This is a genomic window from Pseudomonas sp. GW821-FHT09C09 (assembly GCF_059418105.1).
This window is the reverse complement of record NZ_JBWKPF010000006.1, coordinates 352,989-374,522: the sequence shown is the minus strand read 5'-3', so window position 1 is coordinate 374,522 and position 21,534 is coordinate 352,989. Positions and strand designations below refer to the sequence as shown.

Genomic DNA, 21,534 nt, shown 5'->3' with positions numbered 1-21,534 from the left:
GGAAGACGTCCAGATGATACTGAATAAAGTTTCGGATCTTATTGGCAATACACCAATGTTGGGCATCGATGTTCCGGATACCAACGCCCGGCTTTTGCTCAAGATAGAGAAGAACAACCCCGGCGGCAGTATTAAGGACCGTATGGCGCGAAACATGGTTTTAGCGGCGCTCAAGTCCGGAAAGTTGAAACCCGGTGGCGTGGTCGTTGAATCATCCTCCGGCAATACCGGCATCGGCCTGGCCATGGCGGCCGTGGAGTTCGATCTGCATTTCATTGCCGTGGTCGATCACCATGCGGCGCAGGACAAGATTGCGGTGATGAAGGCACTCGGTGCCGAGATCCGCTTTGTCGCCGGAACCTATCGGGAAGACGAAGTGGCCGTGGTCGAGCGCCAACGGCTGGCTGCCGAACTGGCCTCGCAGATCCCCGGCGCGGTGTTCATGAACCAGTCGGACAACGCGGCCAACGCCGGCGGCTACAGCGATTTCGTCCGTGAAACCATCGCCCAGGCCGGTGGCCACATTGGCGCGTACGTCGGTTGCGTCGGCACCGGTGGCTCAATGACCGGCATCGCACGGGGCCTGAAACTGCACAACCCGGACATCGTCACCGTCGCCGTCGAACCGGCCGGTTCCATTGTCTTCGGCCATCCCGGCTATCCGTATTACCAGTCCGGTACCGGCACCCCGGCCGGCGACACCGTTGGCCTGGTGCTTGACTACAGCTGCATCGACCTGGGCTTGCAAGTCACCGATTCCCAGGCCTTCGAAACCGCCCGCTACATCGCACGCAATCTGGCCCTGCTGGTCGGCGGTTCGACTGGCGGCGCGATCTACAAAGCGCTGGAACTGATTCACAAAGGCACGTTGACCGGCAACGTCGTGGTGCCGATTGCCGACGGCGGCGAGAAATACCTGCACACCGTGTTCGACGACAAATGGCTCGAAGAGCGGGACCTGCTGGACCCGGATGTCGCGCCGCAACTGGATCGCTGGCTGGGCAAGACACGCTGGCTCGAATCCGACGCCACTCCCCTGCAATTGAGCGTCGCCTGACACGTCTCCCACACAGGAAAGTCTCTGTATGAAACCGCTGAAAGTCGCCATCTGCGGCGCAGGCCGGACCGGGCACCTGAATGCCATCCTGTTTAAACAGCTGCCCAATGTTCAGGTCTCGATGCTCACCAACAATCAGGAAGTGGTCGAGCGGCACCTCGACAAGCTGCCGATGCAGGCGCTGATGCCGGACGGCTCGACCCTGAGCGCGCGACCGGATCAGGTCAGCACCGACGCCAGCGTCGTGGTGGCCGACGCCGACATCGTGATCATCACCGTACCGGCCCACGCTCGACCGCAAACCCTGCAAGCCATCGCACCGCATCTGAGTTCGAGCAAACCGGTGTACGTCGGCGCGATTCCGGGATTCTGCGGTTTCGACTGGCTAACGGAAGCCACGCTGGGTGACCGTTCGAACGTAGTGATCTGGGGCATGAAGGATGTACCGCACACCGCGTTCGATCTGAAGCCGGGCGTGTCGGTGAAGATGGGCGGCGGCAAGAGCCAGTTGTATGTCGCACTGCACGACCGGGAATCAGCGCAATCACGGCAACACCTGGAAGAAATCCTCACGACGCTTTATGGCCCCTGCGTGACGATGCTCGACCACTACCTGGAAATCACCCTGACACCGGGCAATCCGATCATGCACAGCTCGGTGATCTACGGCTTGATCGGCCCTTACGGCCAGTGGCATCGCAAGATCTTCCCGCAGCGCATGTGCTGGTGGACCGAGTGCCCCGAACTGGGCGCCTATTTCCTCGAGCGCATGGATCAGGAAAGTCAGGAGCTGTGCAGCGTGATCAGCCAGCGTCTGGGCATTGATCTGTCGTCGGTGAAATCCCTCAAGCAGGAAATCGTCGAGGCTTACGGGGAGCAGATCCGCGATCAAAGCAGCATGTTGTCGATCCTGCGCACCAACCAGGCCTACAACGACATCCTCGCCCCAATGATCCCCGCCGATGACAACCGCGCCGGCTACGTGATCGAACGCGAAAGTCGCGCCTTCAATGAAGACGTCGCTTACGGCCTCGTGCTGCTGGTGGAAATGGCCCGGCGCTTCGAACTGAAAGTCCCCTACATCGAAGAAGTCCTGCAATGGAGCGTTTCCTACATGCAGGGTTTGCGCGACTCGGCGCTCGACTACTTCCCCCGCCATTGGCCGCGCACGGCCTGAGCGGATTCAACATTTCATTAATTTCTCGACGAGCAGATAGCTGATATGGATGACTTCAAGACACTCATCGCCTACTCCCGCAAGAACGCCCTGCGACGGATGATCCGTTGCCTGTTTGCCGAAAACATTCTGGATCGCTCGGGGCTGCGCTTCTCTGCGACCGGCAACGAAGCCACCTACGCACTGAAAGACGGCCGCTCCCATGTGTTCTTTTCCAACATCGCCAAGGGTCCGGCCGACACCGTGGTCAATGACGGCGACGTGGTGCTGGTGACCGATGAAGGCGTACGCCAGGTGATTCACACCCATCATGACTTGCTGGACGTGCTGCGCGACAGCTTCGATTTCGAACCCACCGATGAAGGCATTGCCGGGCTCAAGTCGGACATGGAGAACAGCCTGATGAACGACGCCCACGCCCGTCTGCATCGTCAGCAATGGAACGCACGCCTGGCTGCCGCCGCCCGGGAACAAGGCCTCGACAGCCTGACCGATTACCTGCGCCAGCACGTCAGCACCAAGGACGCCGCGATCCTCCTCGACCAGTGGGGCTCGCTGGAAGGTCACCCCTACTATCCGACCTGGAAAGCCCGCCCGGGCCTGAGCGATGAAGAAGTCGAGCAACTGTCGCCGGAGTTCAACGCCCAGGTGCCGCTGCGCATTGCCGCGCTGCGGGCCGACATGGCGAAAAGCGAAAGCATGCCCCACGTCACCGATTACCACAGCTGGTTCGCTGGCAACTTCCCGACTCAATGGGAGCAGTGGAAGGCATCGCTCAACAGCAAGGGACTGGACGAATCCCAATGGTTACCGCTGCCGATTCACGCGTGGCATTTGCAGGCTTACGTGCTGAAAAACTTCGCGGCAGAAATCGAAGAAGGCATCCTGATCACCGACGGCCCGGACATCCAGACCCTGCCGACCATGTCGTACCGCACGATGATGCCGGTGCTCAAGGAGAGCGCGCCGCTGATCAAGTTGCCGATTGCCGTGTGGATGACCAGCGAGCTGCGCAGCCTGCAGGCCAAGTCGATCCACATGGGGCCGCGCATCAGCACCGTCATCACGAAGATCCTCGAGGTTGAAAACGGTTTTGACCAACGTCTGGAAATCTTCCCGGAAGAAATCGGCGTGCGCTACAAGAACGCGATCACGCAGGACGACCACCCCGGTCGGCATCTGTCGGTGGTGTTCCGCGCCAGTCAGCAAGCGTTCGAGCGCTCCGACGAGTGCCTGCCAATCACCGTGGCTTCTCTGTTCACTCGCTTGCCGGGCAGCGGTCGTCCGCTGTTCACCGAGTTGATCGAGCGCGATGGCGTTCGGGCCAATACCGCTCAGGTTGAAGACTGGTTCCGCCAGTACGCCAAAGTGGTCACCCATCCGGTGGTGGCGATCTACCTGATGTACGGCATCGGGCTTGAGGCGCATCAACAGAACACGATGGTGCTGTTTTCCCCGGATGGCAAAGCACGTAGTCTGCTGATCCGTGATTTCGGCGACGGCAGGACCTACGCTCCATTGCTGGAAGGACGCGGCTACACCCTGCAACCGCACGTGCAGCCGGGCATTCTGCCAACGGTGTTCGAGGGCGATATCGAACCGGTGCGCATGTTCGTGCTGGACGCAGCGTTCCTCACGCACCTGCATGAAATGGCCCTGTGGCTGACCAAGGAGTACGCGCTGGACAACAACCGGATGTGGGACATTCTGCGTGAAGAGACCGAACTGGCCTTCGCCGCAGTGCGCGAGCGTGTCGCGCCGCAGCTGTGGGAAGTCGAACGCAAGGCCTTTCTCAATGATCCGTGGCCGACCCGTTCGTTGTTGCGCATGCACATGATGCAGTACTCCAACTACCGGATTCAGCACACGCTGACCAACCCGCTCAATGTCATTCAATAACCGAGGCTGACCCATGACCCATGCAGGTGCCATCGCGGGTTCGCGCGTAAGAGTCCTGATTTATCTTCTGTTCGCGATCCAGCTCATTTCGATGGGTGCGATGGAAATGAGCGGGCCGTTCTGGCCCGTCCACCTGCGTGGGCTGACCTCGTCAGACTCGCTCTTCAGTTTCGCCAGCATCGCCGTGTACGTCGGGCCGATGCTGGGCATTATTCTGACCAGTGCATTCTGGGGCCGTATCGGTGACCGCTTCGGCCACAAGTTGATGATGATCCGCGCCCTCGCCGGCCTGTCATTGACCCAGCTTGGGCTGGCCTTGTGCAGCGATATCTGGGTGATCCTGATCCTGCGCTTCCTGCAAGGCGCCTTCGCCGGCTACATCGCCCCGGCCCAGGCGTATGGCGTGAGTATCGAAGCGCCTTCGCGACGGGCACGGCTGTTCGCGATCCTGCAGATTTCCACCAACGTCGGCTCGTTGCTTGGCGCAGTGGTGGGCGGGTTGATCCTCGATTACGCGACGTTCTTCTGGATCAACATGATCGCGGCGGTGTTGTGCGCCATCTGCACCGTGGTCGCGGCCATTACGTTGCCGGACGTACCGCCAGTGAAGAAGGCCCCGGTTGCGGATACAGCGACGCCAAGCAGTCACAGTGGCAGCGTCTGGCAAGGCACACCCCTGCTGTCGTTGCTGGGTGTCATGGGTATTTTGCTGCTGGCGCGGATGCTGCCGCAGACGTCGTTCTCGCTGTATGTCAGCTCGGTGTTCGAGGTCAGCAATTCGGTGGTCGGGCTTTGCTATGGCTTGCTGGCGCTGGGCTTCATTTTGTCGGCAACCGCGTGGTCGCGTTATTTCGAGCACCGCAATCAGCAGGACACTCTGCAACGCATCACCTATGTCGTGATCGGCTGCATTGCGCTTACGGCACTGGCCGGCATCACGCGTAATCCGATCGTGTTCGTCGGCGCCTACTTCATCTGGGGTGTATTGCTCGGCGCCACGACGCCGGTGCTGATGGCGCTGATCTCCAAAACTGCCGACAGCTCGCGTCAGGGCTACGTGCTGGGCATTGCCCAAAGCACTGCGCAATTTGCGTCCATCGCCGGCATCTCGGCCGGCGGGCTGCTCAGCCAGGTCTATGGTTTGCAGTACACCTACCTGTTTGTCTGCCTAGCCTACATCCTCGCGCTGATTCCCATCGTTGCGTTGCGCTATCGGCCCATGGTCATGCAACCGAGCCAGATCCCGCCGGGCGACTGATCAAGGAGTTTGATTTGAACATTGAACAACTGCGCGCCGACACACCGGGCGTCGAGCAACTGATTCACTTCAACAATGCCGGTGCGGCGCTGATGCCTGACCCGGTGATCGAGGTGATGACCCGTCACCTGCAACTTGAAGCGCGGATCGGTGGATACGAAGCCGCCGGGCAGCAATCCGTTGAAGTGGAAAATGTCTATGAAGACATCGGCCGACTGATCAACGCCCGTCCCGAAGAAGTCGCGGTGATCGAGAATGCGACCCGCGCCTGGGACATGGCTTTCTATTCATTGCCGCTGCGGCCCGGCGATGTGGTGCTGACATCGACCACCGAATACGCCGGCAACTACATTCCCTATCTGCAGCTCAAGCAGCAGCGCGGGATCGAGATCAGGGTCATTCCCAACGATGAACAGGGCCAGGTGTCATTGCCGGCGCTGCGGGACATGCTCGGCGATGACCGGGTCGCCCTGGTGTCGCTGCCGGTGATTGCCACCAATGGCGGCCCGGTGCAGCCCATCGAACAGATCGGCGCCCTCGCCCGGACGGCCGGGGTTCTGTTTCTGCTGGATGCCTGTCAGGGCGTCGGGCAGATGCCGATCGATGTGCAGAAAATCGGCTGCCATATGCTCGCTGCCACCAGCCGAAAATACCTTCGTGGCCCTCGGGGCATGGGGTTTCTCTATGTCGAAAAAGCCTTGTGCGAGAACCTCGAACCGGCGTTTCTCGACCTGCACGCCGCTTCACTGCTGAACCCGGACACCTTCAAAATTCGCGGCGATGCCCGACGCTTCGAAAACTGGGAATGCAACGTTGCCGCGAAACTGGGCATGGGGGCGGCGGCCCGTTACGCCCTGACGCAAGGCATCGAACCCATGTGGCAACGCATTCAACGATTGTCGGCGCACCTGCGCAATCGCCTGGCCGACGTGCCGGGCGTTACGCCGCAGGACATGGGCGCCATCAAGTCAGGCATCGTCACCTTCACCTGCCAGGACGCCAGCGCAGCACAAGTTCAGGCATGGTTGGCGGGGCAGGAAAAACGCATCAACGTCACCACCTCGACCTTCCGCTCGACGATGCTCGACATGCAGCAGCGGGACCTGCTGGAAGTCAGCCGCGCATCGCTGCACGCCTACAACACCGAGGCCGAAATCGACGCCATGGTAAACGCGTTGTTGAGAATGCCCCGCGCCTGAAAACGGATGCTGATTCGCGCTTGCGTCGCGGGCTCTTTGTACACTAGCATTGGGAATACTTCTCAATTGCAAAACACTGCAGCCATGAGCGAAACCCTTCCCGCGAACAACGACAACCATCTGCGCGTGATCGAAGCGCTGTACAGCGGCCATCACGGCTGGCTGTACAACACGCTGAAGAAAAAACTGGGTAACGCCATGGATGCGGCGGATCTGGCGCAGGATACTTTCACCAGGATCCTCGCCTCCCAGGTCACGGCCATCGAACAGCCCCGGGCTTACCTGAGCTGCGTGGCCAAGGGCATTCTGATCAACTGGTATCAGCGCAAGGCACTGGAACGCGCCTACCTCGATGCCCTCGCACACCTGCCGGCGCCGGAAGTGCCCTCGCCCGAGTTGCGTTTCGTGGTGCTGGAAACCCTGCACGAAATCGACGCCATGCTCGACACCCTCCCGCCACTGGTCAAACGCGCGTTCCTGCTGTCGCAGATCGGCGGCTTGAAATACGCCGACATCGCCGAGCAGCTGGACGTCTCGCTGATCACTGTCAAGCGCTACATGAAACAGGCTTTCGTGCAGTGCCTGATGCTGGTGGAATGAATGCTCACGCGTCGCAGTGAACCGCCGCTTGATCCGAAGATCCTCGAGGAAGCCGCCGAGTGGCTGATGCGCTTGAGCGAAAACGACCTCAGTGAAACCGAGCGTGCAGAATGGGAATACTGGAAAGTCAGCAGCCCTGAGCGCAACCGGGCGTGGGCTCGCGCCCAATTGCTGCAAAGCAAGTTCGGCGGCCTGCCACCGTCGCTGGCGATGTCGGCGCTGGATCGCCCGAGCAACCCGGAGCGCCGCGCAGCCCTCGGCAAACTGGCCTTGCTGCTGGCAGCGGTGCCCGCCGGTTGGGGCAGCTGGAAACTGGCGCAATCGCAGCAATGGTCCGCCGATTACCACACCGCCGTCGGCCAGCGCCGCGAACTGACCCTGGCCGACGGCTCGCACATCACCCTGAACACCGACACGGCCATCGACGTTCTGTTCGACACCCGGCAGCGCCTCATCAATCTGCGCGAAGGTGAAATCCTCGTGCAGACCGCAGCGGACAACGCCGCGCAGCCTCGACCTTTTCTGGTCAGCACCCGCCAGGGCCGGATGCAGGCGCTGGGCACGCGCTTCACCGTTCGTGAATGGCAGCCGCGTACCCAACTCGCGGTACTCGAAGGCGCCGTGCAGGTCGAATTGGCCGACAACCCTCAGCGCACACCGATCATCGTCAACGCCGGGCAACGCACCGACTTTTCATCACAGGCCTTTGGCTCAGTGAACCCGACCGACCGCAACGTCGGCGCCTGGACCCAGGGCATGCTGATGGCCGACAAGATGCGCCTGGCGGATTTCGTCGTCGAACTGGCGCGCTATCGCCGGGGTTTCGTTCGCTGTGACCCGGCCATTGCCGACTTGCGCATTTCCGGAGCCTTTCCCATCAGCGATACCCAGCGTTCGCTGAACATGCTGGCGCAGACCTATCCCGTGCGCGTCTCCGGGCACTTGAGCGGTTACTGGGTGACGCTCTCACCCGCCTGAGCAAAAAAACACCGCACAGGTGATACTTTTTTTGATCTCGGCTGGCAATGAAAGGAACAACCATTCCACCTCGTCCATAGGGTCATCCCTTCATGCTCGTTGCACGACCCTTGCTTCCGGATCGTCTGCTAAAGCCCGTTATTCGCAGTGTGTTGCTCAGCTTTATGCTGGGCCTGGCTGGCGGTGCGTTCGCGCTGACTGCCGAGCCGGCGCAACTGGACGCAGTCACCGTTCGAGCCTACAACATCGCTCCGGGGCCGCTTGGCGTGACCCTGTCGAGTTTTGCCGTCGACGCCGGGATTGCCCTGTCGTTTCAGCCATCGATCACCGAAGGCCTCGTCAGCCCGGGATTGTCCGGCAGGTACTCGATTCAGGAAGCGGTGTCCCGTCTGTTGGAAGGCAGCGGCCTGGAAATGGTCGCCCGCAGCGACGGCACCTGGACACTGGTGGTACGCCGGGTCACGTTGTCGGACACCACGGTCGAAGGCGTCGACCAGCGCACCGACAGCCTGCCATCGGTGCTGCCGGGCGGTCAGGCCGCTCGCGGCGGACGCCTCGGTATTCTGGGCAACCGCGATGCGATGGACGCCCCGTTCAGCGTCAGCAGCTACACTTCGACGCTGATCAAGGACCAGCAAGCGGTCACGGTCGGAGACTTGCTCGAGCGCGATTCTTCGGTGCGCTCCACGGGACAGGCCGGCGGCATTGTCGACTCGTTTTTCATTCGCGGTTTTCCGGTCGGCGAAGGCAACCTCGGTGAACTGGCGTTCGACGGCGTGTACGGCGTGGCCTCCAACTACCGGGTCTTCACCGAATACGCCGAACGCATCGAACTGGTCAAAGGCCCCGCCGCCCTGCTCTACGGCATGTCGCCCAACAGCGGCGTCGGCGGCGTGATCAACGTGGTGCCCAAACGTTCGCTGGACGAAGACCTCACCCGCTTCACAGCCAATTACGCCTTGAACACACAAGTGGGCAGCCACCTCGACATCAGCCGCCGCTTCGGTGAAGAACGGCGGTTCGGAGTGAGGATCAACGGCAGCATCCAGCAAGGCGAAACCGCCATCGAAAAGCAGTCACGGGAGGTCGGTATTGGCGCGATTTCCCTCGACTATCAGGGCGAGCGTCTGCGCACCACCCTGGATCTGATCAACCAGAAAGAATCATTCGACGCCGCTTCCCGACCATTCCTGATCGCCCCCGGCGTGGACATTCCGTCGGCGGCCAACGGACGCACCAGCGTCAGCCAGGAATGGGGCTGGTCGGACACCCGGGACAAATCGGCGTTGCTCGGTGGCGAATACGACCTCAACGATAACCTGACGCTGTTCGCCCACGCCGGTGGCGGACGGTCGGATGTCGCACGCATGTCCGACCAGACGCCGACCATCATCAACGACGCGGGCGACACCTCTTCGATCCCCGGCTATTACAAATTCGAAGTCCAGCGCTACACCGTCGACGCCGGGGCACGCCTGCGTTTCGATACCGGGCCGGTCAGCCACAGCACGGCCCTGCAAGTCACCCGCTATCGCGATGAGCTGGCGCGGGGCATCATTTCCGGGCCGGCGATCCTGTCCAACATTTACCACCCGATCGACCGCCCGAAACCTGCAATCGCCAAACCCGATACACCCAAAGTCTCGCAAAGCGAACTGTCGGGCGTGGCCCTTGCCGACACCCTGTCGGTGCTCGACGAGCGCGTGCAAGTCACGGTCGGGTTGCGCCAGCAGAACATCAAGTCGGACAACTACAACGCGGCCGGCTTCGTCACGACCTCCTACGACAAGAGCAGATCCACGCCGCTGTACGGGGTTGTGGTCAAACCCTGGGATCACGTCGCGTTCTACTACAACTACGTCGAGGGCCTGAGCAAGGGAGACATCGCGCCGTCCGCCGCTTCGAACGCCGGCGAGATCTTTTCACCTTATGTGTCCCGCCAGCAGGAGGTCGGAGTCAAGCTCGACTACGGCAGTTTCATGTCCACCCTCGCGCTGTTCCAGTTACAGAAACCCAGCGGTGAACTGGCCTCGGGCGTGTTTTCGGTCCAGGGCGAGCAACGCAATCGCGGCGTGGAGCTGAACATGGCAGGCGAAGTCACCCAGGGCACTCGCCTGCTCGGTGGCGTGACGCTGCTCGACGGAGAGCTGACCCGAACCAGCGTTGCCGCCAACCGCGGCAACAAGCCCGTGGGGGTGCCAGAGGTGCAGGCCAACCTCTGGGCTGAATGGGACGTCCCGCAAGTCGAAGGCCTGACGCTGACCAGCGGCGCCATCTACACCGGCAGCCAGTACGTCGATCAGGCCAACACGCAAAAACTGGATGACTGGACCCGCTTCGACGTCGGCGCCCGCTACGCGACGCGCATCGCGGAGCGCCCGACCACTTTCCGGGCCACCGTGCAGAACGTGTTCGACCGTAAATACTGGTCAGGCGTCGCCTCCTACGGCGCGTTCTCCCAGGGCGCGCCTCGTACCTTGTTGCTCTCGGCCACTGTCGATTTCTGAAACGTCCGGCCCGGTGCGGCGCCTGGCGTCGTGGTCCGATCCGGCTTTTGCAAAGGCATACACCATGGTTAATGTTTTTCGCCGCCGCCAGACCTTCGCCACCCTGCTGTTCGCCGGGCTGCTGGGTTTGTCGATTTCCTCCCTGATGCCAGACAGCGCACAGGCTGCCGAACCGGATCCGGCACTGGGCACCGTGACTGATTTGCAGGGCCGCACGGTCAAGGTTCACCTGCCGGTCCGTCGGGTGATCCTGGGTGAAGGTCGCCAGTTGTATCTGGTGGCCGCGCTGGACACGCAGAACCCCATCGAACGCATCGTCGGCTGGCGCAAGGACCTGATCCAGTCCGACCCGGACACCTACAACGCCTACCTGCGCAAATTCCCCGACATCGCAAAAATCCCGACCTTCGGCGGCTTCGAGAGCGGCACCTTCGACATCGAGCAGGCGATTTCCCAAAAGCCTGACGTGATCATTCTCAACATCGAAGCCCAGCACGCGACCGAAGATGCGCGCTACATCGAGAAACTCGACGCCCTCGGCATCCCGGTGGTGTACGTCGACTTTCGCAACAACCCCATGCAGAACACCGAGCCGACCATGCGCCTGTTCGGCAAGTTGTTCGGCAAGGAAGAACGCGCCGAAGCCTTCATCGATTTTCGTAACCAGCAGATCCACCGCGTCACCGACGTGATCGAGAAACACCACCCTGCCCGCCCCAGCGTGTTCATCGAACGCATCGGCGGCTACACCGATGACTGCTGCCTGAGTTTCGGCAACGAGAACTTCGGCCTGTTCGTCGACATGGCCGGCGGCAACAACATTGCCCGCCGGATCATTCCGAGTACGTTCGGGCAACTGAACCCTGAACAAGTGATCGTCGCCAATCCCGACCACGTGGTGGTCACCAGCGCCGACTGGGAAGCCTTTGCACCGGGCGGCCATTGGGTCGGCGTCGGTCCGGGCGCGGACCTGGCCGAAGCCCGGCGCAAACTAACCTGGTACACCCAGCGCCCGGCTTATGCCGGGATCAAGGCGCAGCACACTCAGGCGTTTCATGCGATCTGGCATCAGTTCTACAACAGCCCTTACCAGTTCGTGGCCATTCAGCAATTGGCCAAATGGTTCCACCCGGAACTGTTCGCCGATCTTGATCCGGATGCCGCATTTCGCGAGCTGCACGAGCGCTTCCTGCCGGTGCCTTATGAACCTGGCTATTTCGTCAGCCTGCAAAAGACCGAGGCCAAACCATGAGTTCGCTGGGCGAAGCACCGATTGTGCAGAGCGTCACCTACCGGCGGCTGGTGCTGCGTAAGCGGCTGATCCTGCTTGGGCTGGCCGTGCTGCTGATCTTCAGCGTGTTGCTTGATCTGGCGCTCGGTCCGGCGCGTTACAGCCTCAACGAAGTGCTGGGTGCGTTGTTCTCGCCGGACACCGCGTCGGCACAAGTGCGGGTGGTGATGTGGGACATCCGTCTGCCGGTGGCACTGATGGCGGTCGCTGTCGGCGCGGCGCTTTCGCTGGCCGGGGCGCAGATGCAGACCATCCTCAACAACCCGCTCGCCAGCCCTTTCACCCTCGGCATTTCTGCGGCGGCCGGTTTCGGCGCGGCGCTGGGGCTGGCCTTCGGCGTGGCGCTGTTTCCGCTGGCGGCGCAATACATGGTGCCGCTCAACGCGTTCATCATGGCGATGCTTTCGGCGCTGTTGATCCACTTCATGAGCATGCGACGTGGCGTCACCGCCGAAACCATCGTGCTGCTCGGCATCGCGCTGGTGTTTACCTTCAATGCGCTGCTGGCGCTGGTGCAGTTCTTCGCCACCGAACAAGCCGTGGCGGCCGTGGTGTTCTGGACCATGGGCAGCCTGACCAAAGCCACCTGGCCGAAACTCGGAGTGATCTGCGTGGTGATCCTCATCACCCTGCCGATCTTCGCCAAGCGCGCGTGGGCGATGACGGCCCTGCGCCTGGGGGATGACAAGGCCGCGAGCTTCGGCATCAACGTGCGCAGCCTGCGTTTTCAGACGCTGATCATGGTCAGCCTGCTCGCGTCGTTTCCGGTGGCGTTCGTCGGCACCATCGGTTTTATCGGGCTCGTCGGGCCGCACATCGCACGAATGCTGATCGGTGAGGATCAGCGGTTTTTCCTGCCGGCCTCGTTGTTGACCGGTGCGCTGATCCTGTCCGCCAGTTCGGTGGTCAGCAAGACCCTGATCCCGGGGGCGATATTTCCCATCGGCGTGGTCACGTCGCTGATCGGCGTGCCGTTCTTCATTTCTCTGATTCTCAACGGGAAGAAAAACTCATGGTGAAGCTGCGGCTCGACAACCTCGGGGCCGGTTACGGCCAGCGCGAGATCATCTCGGGCGTGAGCACCGCGACCTTCACCGGCGGCCAGGTGGTGGCTGTGGTCGGGCCAAACGCTGCGGGCAAATCGACGCTGTTCAAGCGCATGGCAGGTCTGATCGACGGTTCGGGCGAAGTGATTCTGGAAGGTTCGAAAAAAGGCACCCAAGGCATCAGCTACATGCCGCAAGGCTTGAACGCCAGCGCCCGGCTGACGGTGTACGAATCGGTGCTGCTGGCGCGCAAGCAACTGACGCCCAACTGGTCGGTTCACGACGATGAATTGCAATTGGTGGACGAGATTCTCGATGCGCTCGGGATCACCGGACTGTCGTTTCGCAACCTCGGTGAACTGAGCGGTGGTCAACAACAGTTGGTGTCAATCGCCCAGACCCTGGTGCGCGAGCCGGAAATCCTGCTGATGGACGAACCCACCAGCGCACTCGACATGCACCGGCAGGTTCAGGTGCTGAACTTCATGAAAGCCCTGGCGCGCCGCCGCGAGGTGATCGTGTTCATCGCCATCCACGACCTGAACCAGGCGCTGCGTTTTGCCGATCAGGTGCTGGTGATTGCCGGCGGCACGGCCCATGGCAGCGGGCCCAGCCATGAAGTCATCACCGAGCCGATGCTACGCACGGTCTACAAGGTCGAGGCGCGGATCGAGCAATGCAGTCGCGGGCAGCGCCATATTCTGATCGATGACATTGTTTGAGGGTTGCCCCGTCAGATCGCAAAGGCAGGGATGCCGAAGCTGGTGGGTGACGGGTCAAAACCTCAGGCAAGCGAAACCAGTTTTGATACGCAATTGCCGGATGGACTGGGCGCTCTCCTGATCGCCGGCCAAGCTCAAATTTCCAGCTCTCGTGTCGCCTCTTTATCGGGTGGCAACACAATAAAATCCCGCCATGCCATCAAGGCTTTTTCAAAGGCTTCCAGACTTAGAAATTCACAATAATCGTCTTCCATCAGGAAATAGATTTTTACGCAGTCCTTTGAAAACTCTGCCCCCCAATCTTCACGACCCCAGCGATCGAATTCGACCTTTGACTCCTTCACCGATTTGATCCGCGCCAAACCCACGTCTATCCACTCCAGCGAGTGTATGTGCCCGCAGCCCCCATCATCGGTAAGAATGCAAGACAAAGGGCTCCCACCATCGTCCTTCACGACGTTTGAACTACAGTGCGGAAACAAGTCGTCGAACGCTTCTTCCCAGGAGAATCGCAATTTCATTTTTTGGTTCCATGCACCAGAGATAACTGATCGACAGGGTTTGACACTCAAGCATCAGCCTCAGAGCAGACTCCACGACACCCCGACATACATCGCCATGCCTTCGCCCGGCGTGGAGCGTGCGGCGTCCAGTCCTTTATCGTCGTAGCCCGGCGTGACGGTAGCGGCGTAGTGCTTGTCGGTCAGGTTGCGCATGTCCAGCCAGGTATGCCAGTCGCCCTTGGGTGCGTTGTAACCGAGGGTCGCGCCGAAGGTGGCATAGGGATCGGCGTAGTAGCTGTTGGCGTAATCCACCGCGACTTTCGACACCAGTTGCGTGTTGACGGCGGCGAAGAAGCCCTGCGGGAAGTCGTAGCGCAGTTCGCCCTGGTAGTAATGCATCGGCAGGCCCGGCAGGCGGTTGTCGCCGAAGCGGTCGTCGTCGCGGTAATGGAAGTCGCTGAAGGTGTAGGCCTGACGCAGGCTCAACTTGCCGCCGTCGTTGGCTGACCACAGGTTGCTGTTCAGGCTGGCTTCGATGCCTTGGTGCACAGTCGGGCTGGCGTTTAACTCGTAGGGTGTTGTGGCGTTGGCGTCCGGCAACACCGAAAGCAATTCGTGGCGCACTTGGGCGTAATACCACGCGAGGCTCCATTCGCCGAGCGCGCTGTCGCCACGGCCGCCGAGTTCCAGCGTGGTTGCGGTCTGGTTCTGCAGTTTGACCGGATCACGCTGAGTGCCGGTGGCCGCGCCGCTACCGGCCGGGAACCGTACGTTGGAGCTGTAGATCAATGACCACGGATGCGGCGCTTCGACCGAGCGACTGAGGTTGCCGAACAGTTGCAGGTCCGGCGTCACCTGATACCGCAGGCCCAGGCGTGGCGCGTAATCCCAGTCGCCAAGGCTGGTCTTGCCGCCACCTTCAGGATAAGTCACGGCACTCTCGCGGCGAGTGTAGATCGCGGCAAGGCCCGTGGTCAGCCACAGGTCGTTGGCGATCTCCAGATCATTGCCAAAGTGCAGAACGGTGTCCGAGCCTTGATAAGTGAAGTTGCGCATGCGCGTGCCCGGCGCATAACCGGCGGTGTTGCCGGTGGGGATCCGAACCAACTCAGTGGCGCCGTCGTTGGGCAGGTGCTTGGTCACCCGCAGGCCAACGGTGCTGCGGCTTTCGAGCCCCCAAAGCGTATCGCGGCGCTTGTAGTCGAACGTGCCGCTGACATCGGTGTACGCGACCTTTAAACGGTTGGGGCCTTCACGCAGGTCCATCGGGTAGTCGTGATAAACCAGACCGGTCTGGATGCTCGAGTCGTCGTCTATGTAATACGTGGTCTTGTTGCCGATGAAGGTGCTGCCGGGCTGATCGCGGCTGTCGTTGCGGGTCACGTAGGCCGGGTTGGCCGCACGGGGATCATGTTCGATGGAGTGCTTGGTCACTCGCCCGGCAAGATCGTTGTCGGTCTCGCGGTGACGGATGTAGAAACGGGTTTCCAGGTTCGGATTGAAGCGATAACCGAAGTTGGCGATCACACCCTGGCTCTTGCTGGCGGTGTGATCCTGATAACCGTCGGAGTGCGCATCGGTCATCGACAGGTAGTAATCGAAGTCGCCCAGCACCTGGCCCGAACTGACTTGCCGTTGCGCATAGCCGTGGCTGCCCATGACGTAGCGCACATTCAACCGCGGCGCGTTGTAGCCGGTGTGGCTGACGTAATCGACGGCGCCACCGAGGGCCAGCGCACCGCGGTCGAAACCGTTGGCACCGCGCAGCACTTCCACATGGTCGAGCCACAGTGGTTCCAGCAATTCATAAGGCGTACCGCCGGGACCGGTCAGCGGCAGACCGTCGAGCATTGTGTACAGCCCCGAGGCATGAGCACCGGGAGCCCGATTGATGCCCGAGCCACGAATCGAGATTTTCACCCCTTCATTACCCGCCGACTGCGCATATACGCCCGGCTGATACGCCAGCACATCCTGATTGCTCGCCACCCGCCCCTGCAACGGAGCACGCATATCGACCACATTGGTGCCGCCGGGCACCTGCGCCAACCGGACCTTGGCCTCCTCCAGCGAAAGGTCTTCAACGCTCTGATCTTCAGCCCCGATCAGCACCTGCCCCAACTCCATGCCCTGAGACTCGGCTTCGACCGGACAGGCAAGGGCCAGCCCCAGCAACGCGGCGGGCAGTGTTTTGAGCGAGGGCATCGAGAGAACTCCAGACAGACAGTTACGGGCAGTGAGAACTGCGACGTATGAATGAACGAAGTAAACACATGGTGATTTTGTTTTTTTGTCGAGACTAGAACCCGCGATCCTGACTGATCGGCATCAAAGGCTCGGGGCCAATCGCCTTGGCTGCGGCCAGCACCACGCTACGCAGCCACTTCGAAGCCTGCGAGCGATGTTTGCGTGCATGCCACAGCTGGTAGTAGCGCAAGGGCTGCGCCGGTACGGGAAACGGCTCGATCCGCAGCGGCAACAACTCGGTGTAGTGCTTGGCAAACGAACGTGTGGTGGTGAACACCAGGTTCGATTTGACCAGCACGTAAGGCGCAATGCAGAAATACGGCAAGGTCGTTTTCACGCGCCGGACCAGGCCGCTTTTCGCCAGTTCGGCGCCAATCGTGCCCTGCCCGGACGCATTGTGTGTCATCACCGCCAAGTGATCCGCTTCCGCGTAAGCCTCCGGGGTCAACCCGCCTTGCGGAATCGGATGCTCCTCGCGCATCAGACAAACCAGATCATCGTCGCACAGGGGTTGCAGATGAAGATGCTCGGCCGGCGTTCGCCAATTGCCGATCACCAGATCCAGAAAACCGTCCTCCAGTCCACGGGAGTAGCCGCCCTCGGCTTGCAGGTGCTTGAGCTCCAGCGTGGCGAACGGCGCCTGCGCATAAAAACGCTCGATGATGGCGGGCACGAAAAACACACTCAGGTAATCCGGCGTGCTGATGCGAAAGGTCTGTCGGGTTGTCGCGGGATCGAACAGGTCGACCGGGTGCAGGATCTGCTCGATACCATTCAGTGCCTGCGAAACCGGCTCGATCAAGGTGAGGCCGTGCGCGGTCAGCACCATCCGGCTGCCGCTGCGCACCAGCAATTGATCGCCGGTCAGCTCGCGCAGCCTGCGCAACGCGACACTGATTGCCGGTTGGGTCTGCCCGAGCAGCTCGGCTGTGCGTGAAACGCTGCACTCTGTCAGCAGCGTGTAGAGCGTGCGGATCAGCTGAACATCGCAGTTGGGCAAAGCGTTGGACACAGCAACCTCTTTTCCGGTGGACAGATTGATGTAGCGCTATATACCAGATGATATAGCGCTATTCATTTTCGCGTCCATGCGAGGGTTCATAGGCAGCGCTACCGCCAGTCCGGCAGCCTTTTCAGCAGCTCGGCTTTTTCATGGGTCGCACCGCCCATCAGAACGAATCCCTGCATTTGGCTCTGCTGATCCAGGTAAATGGATTTCACGTGAGCAGTGCCTTTGTCACAGCGCCCCGTCCACTCGGTCGACCACTCTCCCTCGGGGCTCATCGGTGACGCCACAATGGTCGGCAAGACGCTGGTCTTGATCGTCACCGGCATGGCGGGATAAGCGACCGGCGTCGGCTGACCCGCCAGGGTCCGGGCCAGTGCCCGGGCCTGCAACATGATCGGCATCACATAGGGCAGCACCAGCTCATGGACTTGCGCGCAATCGCCCAAGGCGTAAACGTTATCGGCGCTCGCTCGCAAATAAGCGTCAGTGACAATACCGCCGGCAACCCGAATACCTGCCGCCCGCGCCAGATCGACGCGGGGTTCGAGGCCAATGGCACTCAACACATAATCCGCCTCCAGCACGCGACCATCGGCAAGTTGCAACGCATACCCTTTACCCGCGCGGTCAACCGCAACGGGCGAATTGCCAAGCTCCAGGCGGACGCCGATCGACGCCAGCGCATTGGCCATTTCCTCTCCGGCCTCTGCAGGCAGCAGGCGACTCAACGGCCAGGTGGCCCGGTCGACAACCGACACTTCATGACCGGCATGCCGCAAGTCATTGGCGAACTCGCAACCGATCAGCCCGCCGCCCAGAATGGCGATCCGGCTATCTGCGCTGATCTGCTGACGCAGGCGCCGGTAATCTTCCAGGTCGTTCACGGTGATGATGGCGTCCACCCCGTCACCTTGCAGCGCGGGGCGACGCGCATCAGCCCCGAGCGCCAGCACCAGCGCGTGGTAGCGAAGAGGCTGGCCGTCGATGTAGATCAATCGGGCATCGGTGTCGATCCGTTCAATCGACGTCCGTGTCCTGATCTGCGCTTGCAGTTGCGCAGCCATCTGCTCGGCGCTGAAGGTCACCAGTTGTTCCGGCAGGCGCCCGGTCTGGAAGGCATTGGACAGCGCCGGTTTCGAGTAAAACTCGCCGCCGTCGCGGGTGACGATCAGGATTGGCGTGTCGCTATCCAGCTTGCGCAGCTCACGCGCCACGGTGTAACCGGCCAGCCCCGAACCCAGAATGATCACCGGGTCAGATTGCTCCGGCACAGGGTTCGGCTCTGCACTCTGCCCAACCTGAATCATCTGAAAGTCGGCCTTCCCTACCCCGCACTCCGGGCAATACCAGCTCTCCGGCACGTCCTCCCAGCGAGTCCCTGCCGGGATATCGTGCTCAGGCATTCCCACGGCTTCGTCGTAAATGAAGCCGCACACAAGACATTCCCACTTGAACATGGTCGATCCTCCAGTCAATCGATATGCAGCGGTTGAGTCAGCTGGTGAAAGCGCGTCCCAGGCCGAGCGCACTCAAGGCGCGACGGTAGGCGGTGGAGGAACGGTCGGCAGGAATATGGATTTCCAGCGACAGATCCAGCGGCAAGTCTTCCGGGCGGCACAGCTCGACGATGTCGCGATCTTCTTCGAAGACCTGCTGGTTGAACGCGTAGACGTCTTCCAGCGGCATCTCCTTGTCGAAGTTGCGGGTGATGGCGCAGAACATGCGGGTCTTGCGCGCCGAGATCGGGCTGGCTGCGTTCAGAATCACCAAGCGGTGTTCCGGCTCGGGAAAGTTTACCGTCAGGCGCGCGGTAAACGGCGCGAAGACATCGAAGGTGCGGTTCCACAGAAAGCCTTCCGGCGCGCGATGCTGCAGGCTCTTGGGGAAATTGCTGACGTTGCTGATGTACTCGGCGTGAACCCCGTACGGCGTGACCTCGGCCTTATAAGTCGGCACCACCGGGTTGTCGCGCTCGGCGAAAGCCTCGTGGTGAATCCACGCAAAGTGCGCGACATCGATAAACCCTTCCACCTGCCGGCCGGCAGAAGCCGCGATGTCGATGGACGGCGGCAGGATGCGCTGAAAGCTGTCATCGGCCCAGGACGGCATTTCAGCGAACGGCGCATTCGTTCCCGACATCAGCACCCAGATCAGCCCGAAGTCTTCACGGGTCGAGTACATCTGGATGCGATGGCGTTCGGTGAGGTTGGCATTGGGTTCCGACGGGATGCGCGTGCAGCGTCCATCGGTGCCGAAGTGCAGGCCGTGATACGGGCAGATGATGTTTTCGCCCTTCACCCAACCTTTGCTCAGTGGCGCGCCGCGATGACTGCAAATGTCCCGGGCGGCGTTGAGTTTGCCGCCGGCCCGATAAAGTACGACCGGCTCATCCAGCAGCGTGACGGCATAGGGTTTGTCGGTCACGTCTGCCGAGAAGGCCACGGGGTGCCAGTGCTTGCTGAGCGTCTCGCGGTCTTGTGCGGTGAAGGTGCTGCTCTTGGTGATCGGGTTCCAGGTAACGGGCTGACAGGCTATTGCGGCCGTGGACATGAGTGTTCTCCTTGACGTGGAAAAGGCACCGAAGGGGTGCGCATCCGCAGGCTGTTGGATGTGTTGTTGGCCTGCGGACGACGAGTGCGAATTCCATGCTAGAGATTCGCGCCGGCCTCGCCCATGTCGTGAGAAGCATGTTGCTTATGTGAAATCAGATATACCGGTATGACTGGGTATTCACTTGCACTTGGCCAACACCACCTGGCAGGTACCGGGCGTACCGCCGGAGCGGCTTGCGTAGCGCATGCAGTTATCCATGGATTTTTTCTGTGCCTGGCCCAGAGTCTGTCCCCAGGCCAGGCCACCCTCGCCCATCGTCGGCACCGCTTTGGCATAGCAGCGATCACCCACGGTCGCATAGCGAGCCTTGCTGGAGCAGCCTGTCGTCAACGTCAGCATGATCGCGCAAAGAAAATACGCGCAATGGCGTATCTGTATCCGGTTCATCTCGTTTTACCTGCGCAACTTGGGACTGACGGGCTCAGTTTATCCGCAATGACCCGGGAACCGTTCATTGCTCTGTCGCCTGCCGGTACTGACGCGGTGTGAATCCGGTCGAGGCCTTGAATTGGCGAGTGAAGGCGCTGTGGTCGGTGTAGCCGCACTGCAGGGCGACTTCGGTGATCGGCAGGTCGGTGTGCAGCAAGCGATGGGCATGTTCCAGCCGCACTTTCTGGATCATCTGCCGAGGCGTGAGGTGGAACACGCGCTTGCAGTAGCGCTCCAGTTGCGCCACCGAAATGCCAGCGATCCGCGTCAGCTCGCCCAGTGTCACCCGCCGATTGAAATGCGTTCGAATGTGCTCGTCGACGGCGGCCAGCCGCTCGAAGGCCGGGTGGGTTTCGCTGGCCGATTGCAGATCCACCGAAATCCCCGCCAGACCGATGATCGCGCCATCGCGGTTGTACAACGGTCGCTTGTGGGTCAGACACCAACCCGGTTCGCGGCTGCCGTAGAGGTGCAATTCCAGCTGATCCTCCAGCACCCACCCTTCTTCCAGCACCCGCCGATCCTGCTCGGTGTAACCCGGCCCCAATTGCGCGGGAAATACCTGCGCACTGGTTTTGCCGAGCAGCGGCTTCAGGTCTTTCAACCCGCAGCGCTGCACTAGTGTGCGGTTGGCCAGGACGTAACGCGCGTCCGGATCCTTGATGAAAATCACCGCATTCGGGATCACGTCGAGCATCGGCAACAGCGCAGCAACGCCCGCCACCAAGGCTTCGAGGGTCTGGGGGCGATTGTGCTCATCGCCCTCGCACAGGCGCGCAAATGCGTTCTGCATCGTCGGTGTCTTCCTTCGCGGGTGGATCGGCCAAGGGCCCGCCATACGGCGTTCGCGTGCAGAGTGCAGCAACGCCCACGGCCTGTCGAGGCCTGCCGTCGTTCAGCGCAATTGTGCTGATTTCGTCATCCAGGCTTGCGCAAAACATCAATCGCCCGACCACCGATGAGTTCAATGTTGGCCCGTCCCAGTGACATACACCTGCC

At 61.2% G+C, this 21,534-nt stretch carries 18 protein-coding genes; 11 read left to right on the top strand and 7 right to left on the bottom strand.

Annotation, left to right across the window (positions count from 1 at the left end):
- Positions 1-13 precede the first annotated feature (13 nt).
- From AC07NR_RS21150 to AC07NR_RS21100, 11 genes are all read left to right on the top strand, one after another.
- Positions 14-1,057 carry a PLP-dependent cysteine synthase family protein gene (locus AC07NR_RS21150; protein ID WP_305836300.1) on the top strand — a complete coding sequence of 348 codons (1,044 nt, stop codon included), beginning with the start codon at positions 14-16 and terminating at the stop codon, positions 1,055-1,057.
- A 28-nt stretch (positions 1,058-1,085) separates the two neighbouring features.
- Complete coding sequence (locus tag AC07NR_RS21145; protein WP_495079386.1) at positions 1,086-2,234, top strand: NAD/NADP octopine/nopaline dehydrogenase family protein; 1,149 nt, start codon at positions 1,086-1,088, stop codon at positions 2,232-2,234.
- Between the two features lie 45 nt (positions 2,235-2,279).
- Positions 2,280-4,133, top strand: coding sequence for an IucA/IucC family protein (locus AC07NR_RS21140; protein ID WP_495079385.1), 1,854 nt, complete (start codon positions 2,280-2,282; stop codon positions 4,131-4,133).
- A 13-nt stretch (positions 4,134-4,146) separates the two neighbouring features.
- Positions 4,147-5,391 carry an MFS transporter gene (locus AC07NR_RS21135; protein ID WP_495079384.1) on the top strand — a complete coding sequence of 415 codons (1,245 nt, stop codon included), beginning with the start codon at positions 4,147-4,149 and terminating at the stop codon, positions 5,389-5,391.
- Positions 5,392-5,405: 14 nt separating this feature from the next.
- Positions 5,406-6,590 carry an aminotransferase class V-fold PLP-dependent enzyme gene (locus AC07NR_RS21130; RefSeq protein ID WP_495079383.1) on the top strand — a complete coding sequence of 395 codons (1,185 nt, stop codon included), beginning with the start codon at positions 5,406-5,408 and terminating at the stop codon, positions 6,588-6,590.
- An 84-nt stretch (positions 6,591-6,674) separates the two neighbouring features.
- Positions 6,675-7,190 (top strand): sigma-70 family RNA polymerase sigma factor, encoded by a 516-nt coding sequence (locus AC07NR_RS21125; RefSeq protein WP_085708459.1) that lies wholly within the window; start codon positions 6,675-6,677, stop codon positions 7,188-7,190.
- Complete coding sequence (locus tag AC07NR_RS21120) at positions 7,191-8,168, top strand: FecR domain-containing protein (protein WP_495079382.1); 978 nt, start codon at positions 7,191-7,193, stop codon at positions 8,166-8,168. It begins immediately after the preceding gene.
- Positions 8,169-8,260: 92 nt separating this feature from the next.
- Positions 8,261-10,675, top strand: a complete 2,415-nt coding sequence (locus tag AC07NR_RS21115; RefSeq protein WP_495079381.1) for a TonB-dependent siderophore receptor — start codon at positions 8,261-8,263, stop codon at positions 10,673-10,675.
- Between the two features lie 64 nt (positions 10,676-10,739).
- Entirely contained in the window at positions 10,740-11,927 is a 1,188-nt protein-coding gene (locus AC07NR_RS21110; RefSeq protein ID WP_495079380.1) for an ABC transporter substrate-binding protein, read from the top strand.
- Positions 11,924-12,985 (top strand): FecCD family ABC transporter permease, encoded by a 1,062-nt coding sequence (locus AC07NR_RS21105; RefSeq protein WP_114882412.1) that lies wholly within the window; start codon positions 11,924-11,926, stop codon positions 12,983-12,985. The genes AC07NR_RS21110 and AC07NR_RS21105 overlap by 4 nt, the downstream gene beginning before the upstream one ends.
- The gene (locus AC07NR_RS21100) at positions 12,979-13,734 is read left to right on the top strand and encodes an ABC transporter ATP-binding protein (protein WP_495079379.1); all 756 of its coding nucleotides are present in this window, start codon (positions 12,979-12,981) and stop codon (positions 13,732-13,734) included. Before AC07NR_RS21105 ends, AC07NR_RS21100 begins: the two co-directional genes overlap by 7 nt.
- A 134-nt stretch (positions 13,735-13,868) precedes the next feature.
- Here AC07NR_RS21100 and AC07NR_RS21095 read toward each other — a convergent pair whose 3' ends face one another.
- The 7 genes from AC07NR_RS21095 to AC07NR_RS21065 all read right to left on the bottom strand — a co-directional run bounded on the left by AC07NR_RS21095 (position 13,869) and on the right by AC07NR_RS21065 (position 21,328).
- Complete coding sequence (locus tag AC07NR_RS21095; RefSeq protein WP_248739106.1) at positions 13,869-14,255, bottom strand: DUF5376 domain-containing protein; 387 nt, start codon at positions 14,253-14,255, stop codon at positions 13,869-13,871.
- 60 nt (positions 14,256-14,315) lie between these two features.
- Entirely contained in the window at positions 14,316-16,442 is a 2,127-nt protein-coding gene (locus AC07NR_RS21090) for a TonB-dependent receptor family protein (RefSeq protein WP_495079378.1), read from the bottom strand.
- A 94-nt stretch (positions 16,443-16,536) separates the two neighbouring features.
- Entirely contained in the window at positions 16,537-17,496 is a 960-nt protein-coding gene (locus tag AC07NR_RS21085; RefSeq protein ID WP_248739104.1) for a LysR family transcriptional regulator, read from the bottom strand.
- A gap of 98 nt (positions 17,497-17,594) precedes the next feature.
- Complete coding sequence (locus AC07NR_RS21080; protein WP_495079377.1) at positions 17,595-18,950, bottom strand: FAD-dependent oxidoreductase; 1,356 nt, start codon at positions 18,948-18,950, stop codon at positions 17,595-17,597.
- 37 nt (positions 18,951-18,987) lie between these two features.
- On the bottom strand, positions 18,988-20,043 hold the full coding sequence (locus AC07NR_RS21075) for a Rieske 2Fe-2S domain-containing protein (RefSeq protein WP_495079376.1): 1,056 nt from the start codon (positions 20,041-20,043) through the stop codon (positions 18,988-18,990).
- 180 nt (positions 20,044-20,223) lie between these two features.
- Positions 20,224-20,493, bottom strand: coding sequence for a hypothetical protein (locus AC07NR_RS21070; protein WP_248739101.1), 270 nt, complete (start codon positions 20,491-20,493; stop codon positions 20,224-20,226).
- A gap of 64 nt (positions 20,494-20,557) precedes the next feature.
- On the bottom strand, positions 20,558-21,328 hold the full coding sequence (locus tag AC07NR_RS21065; RefSeq protein WP_085733987.1) for an AraC family transcriptional regulator: 771 nt from the start codon (positions 21,326-21,328) through the stop codon (positions 20,558-20,560).
- Positions 21,329-21,534: the final 206 nt, after the last annotated feature.

Coding starts and splice junctions, on each gene's coding strand:
- AC07NR_RS21150 (WP_305836300.1), top strand. CDS start 14: ATGATACTGAATAAAGTTTCGGATCTTATTGGCAATACACCAATGTTG.
- AC07NR_RS21145 (WP_495079386.1), top strand. CDS start 1,086: ATGAAACCGCTGAAAGTCGCCATCTGCGGCGCAGGCCGGACCGGGCAC.
- AC07NR_RS21140 (WP_495079385.1), top strand. CDS start 2,280: ATGGATGACTTCAAGACACTCATCGCCTACTCCCGCAAGAACGCCCTG.
- AC07NR_RS21135 (WP_495079384.1), top strand. CDS start 4,147: ATGACCCATGCAGGTGCCATCGCGGGTTCGCGCGTAAGAGTCCTGATT.
- AC07NR_RS21125 (WP_085708459.1), top strand. CDS start 6,675: ATGAGCGAAACCCTTCCCGCGAACAACGACAACCATCTGCGCGTGATC.
- AC07NR_RS21120 (WP_495079382.1), top strand. CDS start 7,191: ATGCTCACGCGTCGCAGTGAACCGCCGCTTGATCCGAAGATCCTCGAG.
- AC07NR_RS21115 (WP_495079381.1), top strand. CDS start 8,261: ATGCTCGTTGCACGACCCTTGCTTCCGGATCGTCTGCTAAAGCCCGTT.
- AC07NR_RS21110 (WP_495079380.1), top strand. CDS start 10,740: ATGGTTAATGTTTTTCGCCGCCGCCAGACCTTCGCCACCCTGCTGTTC.
- AC07NR_RS21105 (WP_114882412.1), top strand. CDS start 11,924: ATGAGTTCGCTGGGCGAAGCACCGATTGTGCAGAGCGTCACCTACCGG.
- AC07NR_RS21100 (WP_495079379.1), top strand. CDS start 12,979: ATGGTGAAGCTGCGGCTCGACAACCTCGGGGCCGGTTACGGCCAGCGC.
- AC07NR_RS21095 (WP_248739106.1), bottom strand. CDS start 14,255: ATGAAATTGCGATTCTCCTGGGAAGAAGCGTTCGACGACTTGTTTCCG.
- AC07NR_RS21090 (WP_495079378.1), bottom strand. CDS start 16,442: ATGCCCTCGCTCAAAACACTGCCCGCCGCGTTGCTGGGGCTGGCCCTT.
- AC07NR_RS21080 (WP_495079377.1), bottom strand. CDS start 18,950: ATGTTCAAGTGGGAATGTCTTGTGTGCGGCTTCATTTACGACGAAGCC.
- AC07NR_RS21075 (WP_495079376.1), bottom strand. CDS start 20,043: ATGTCCACGGCCGCAATAGCCTGTCAGCCCGTTACCTGGAACCCGATC.
- AC07NR_RS21070 (WP_248739101.1), bottom strand. CDS start 20,493: ATGAACCGGATACAGATACGCCATTGCGCGTATTTTCTTTGCGCGATC.
- AC07NR_RS21065 (WP_085733987.1), bottom strand. CDS start 21,328: ATGCAGAACGCATTTGCGCGCCTGTGCGAGGGCGATGAGCACAATCGC.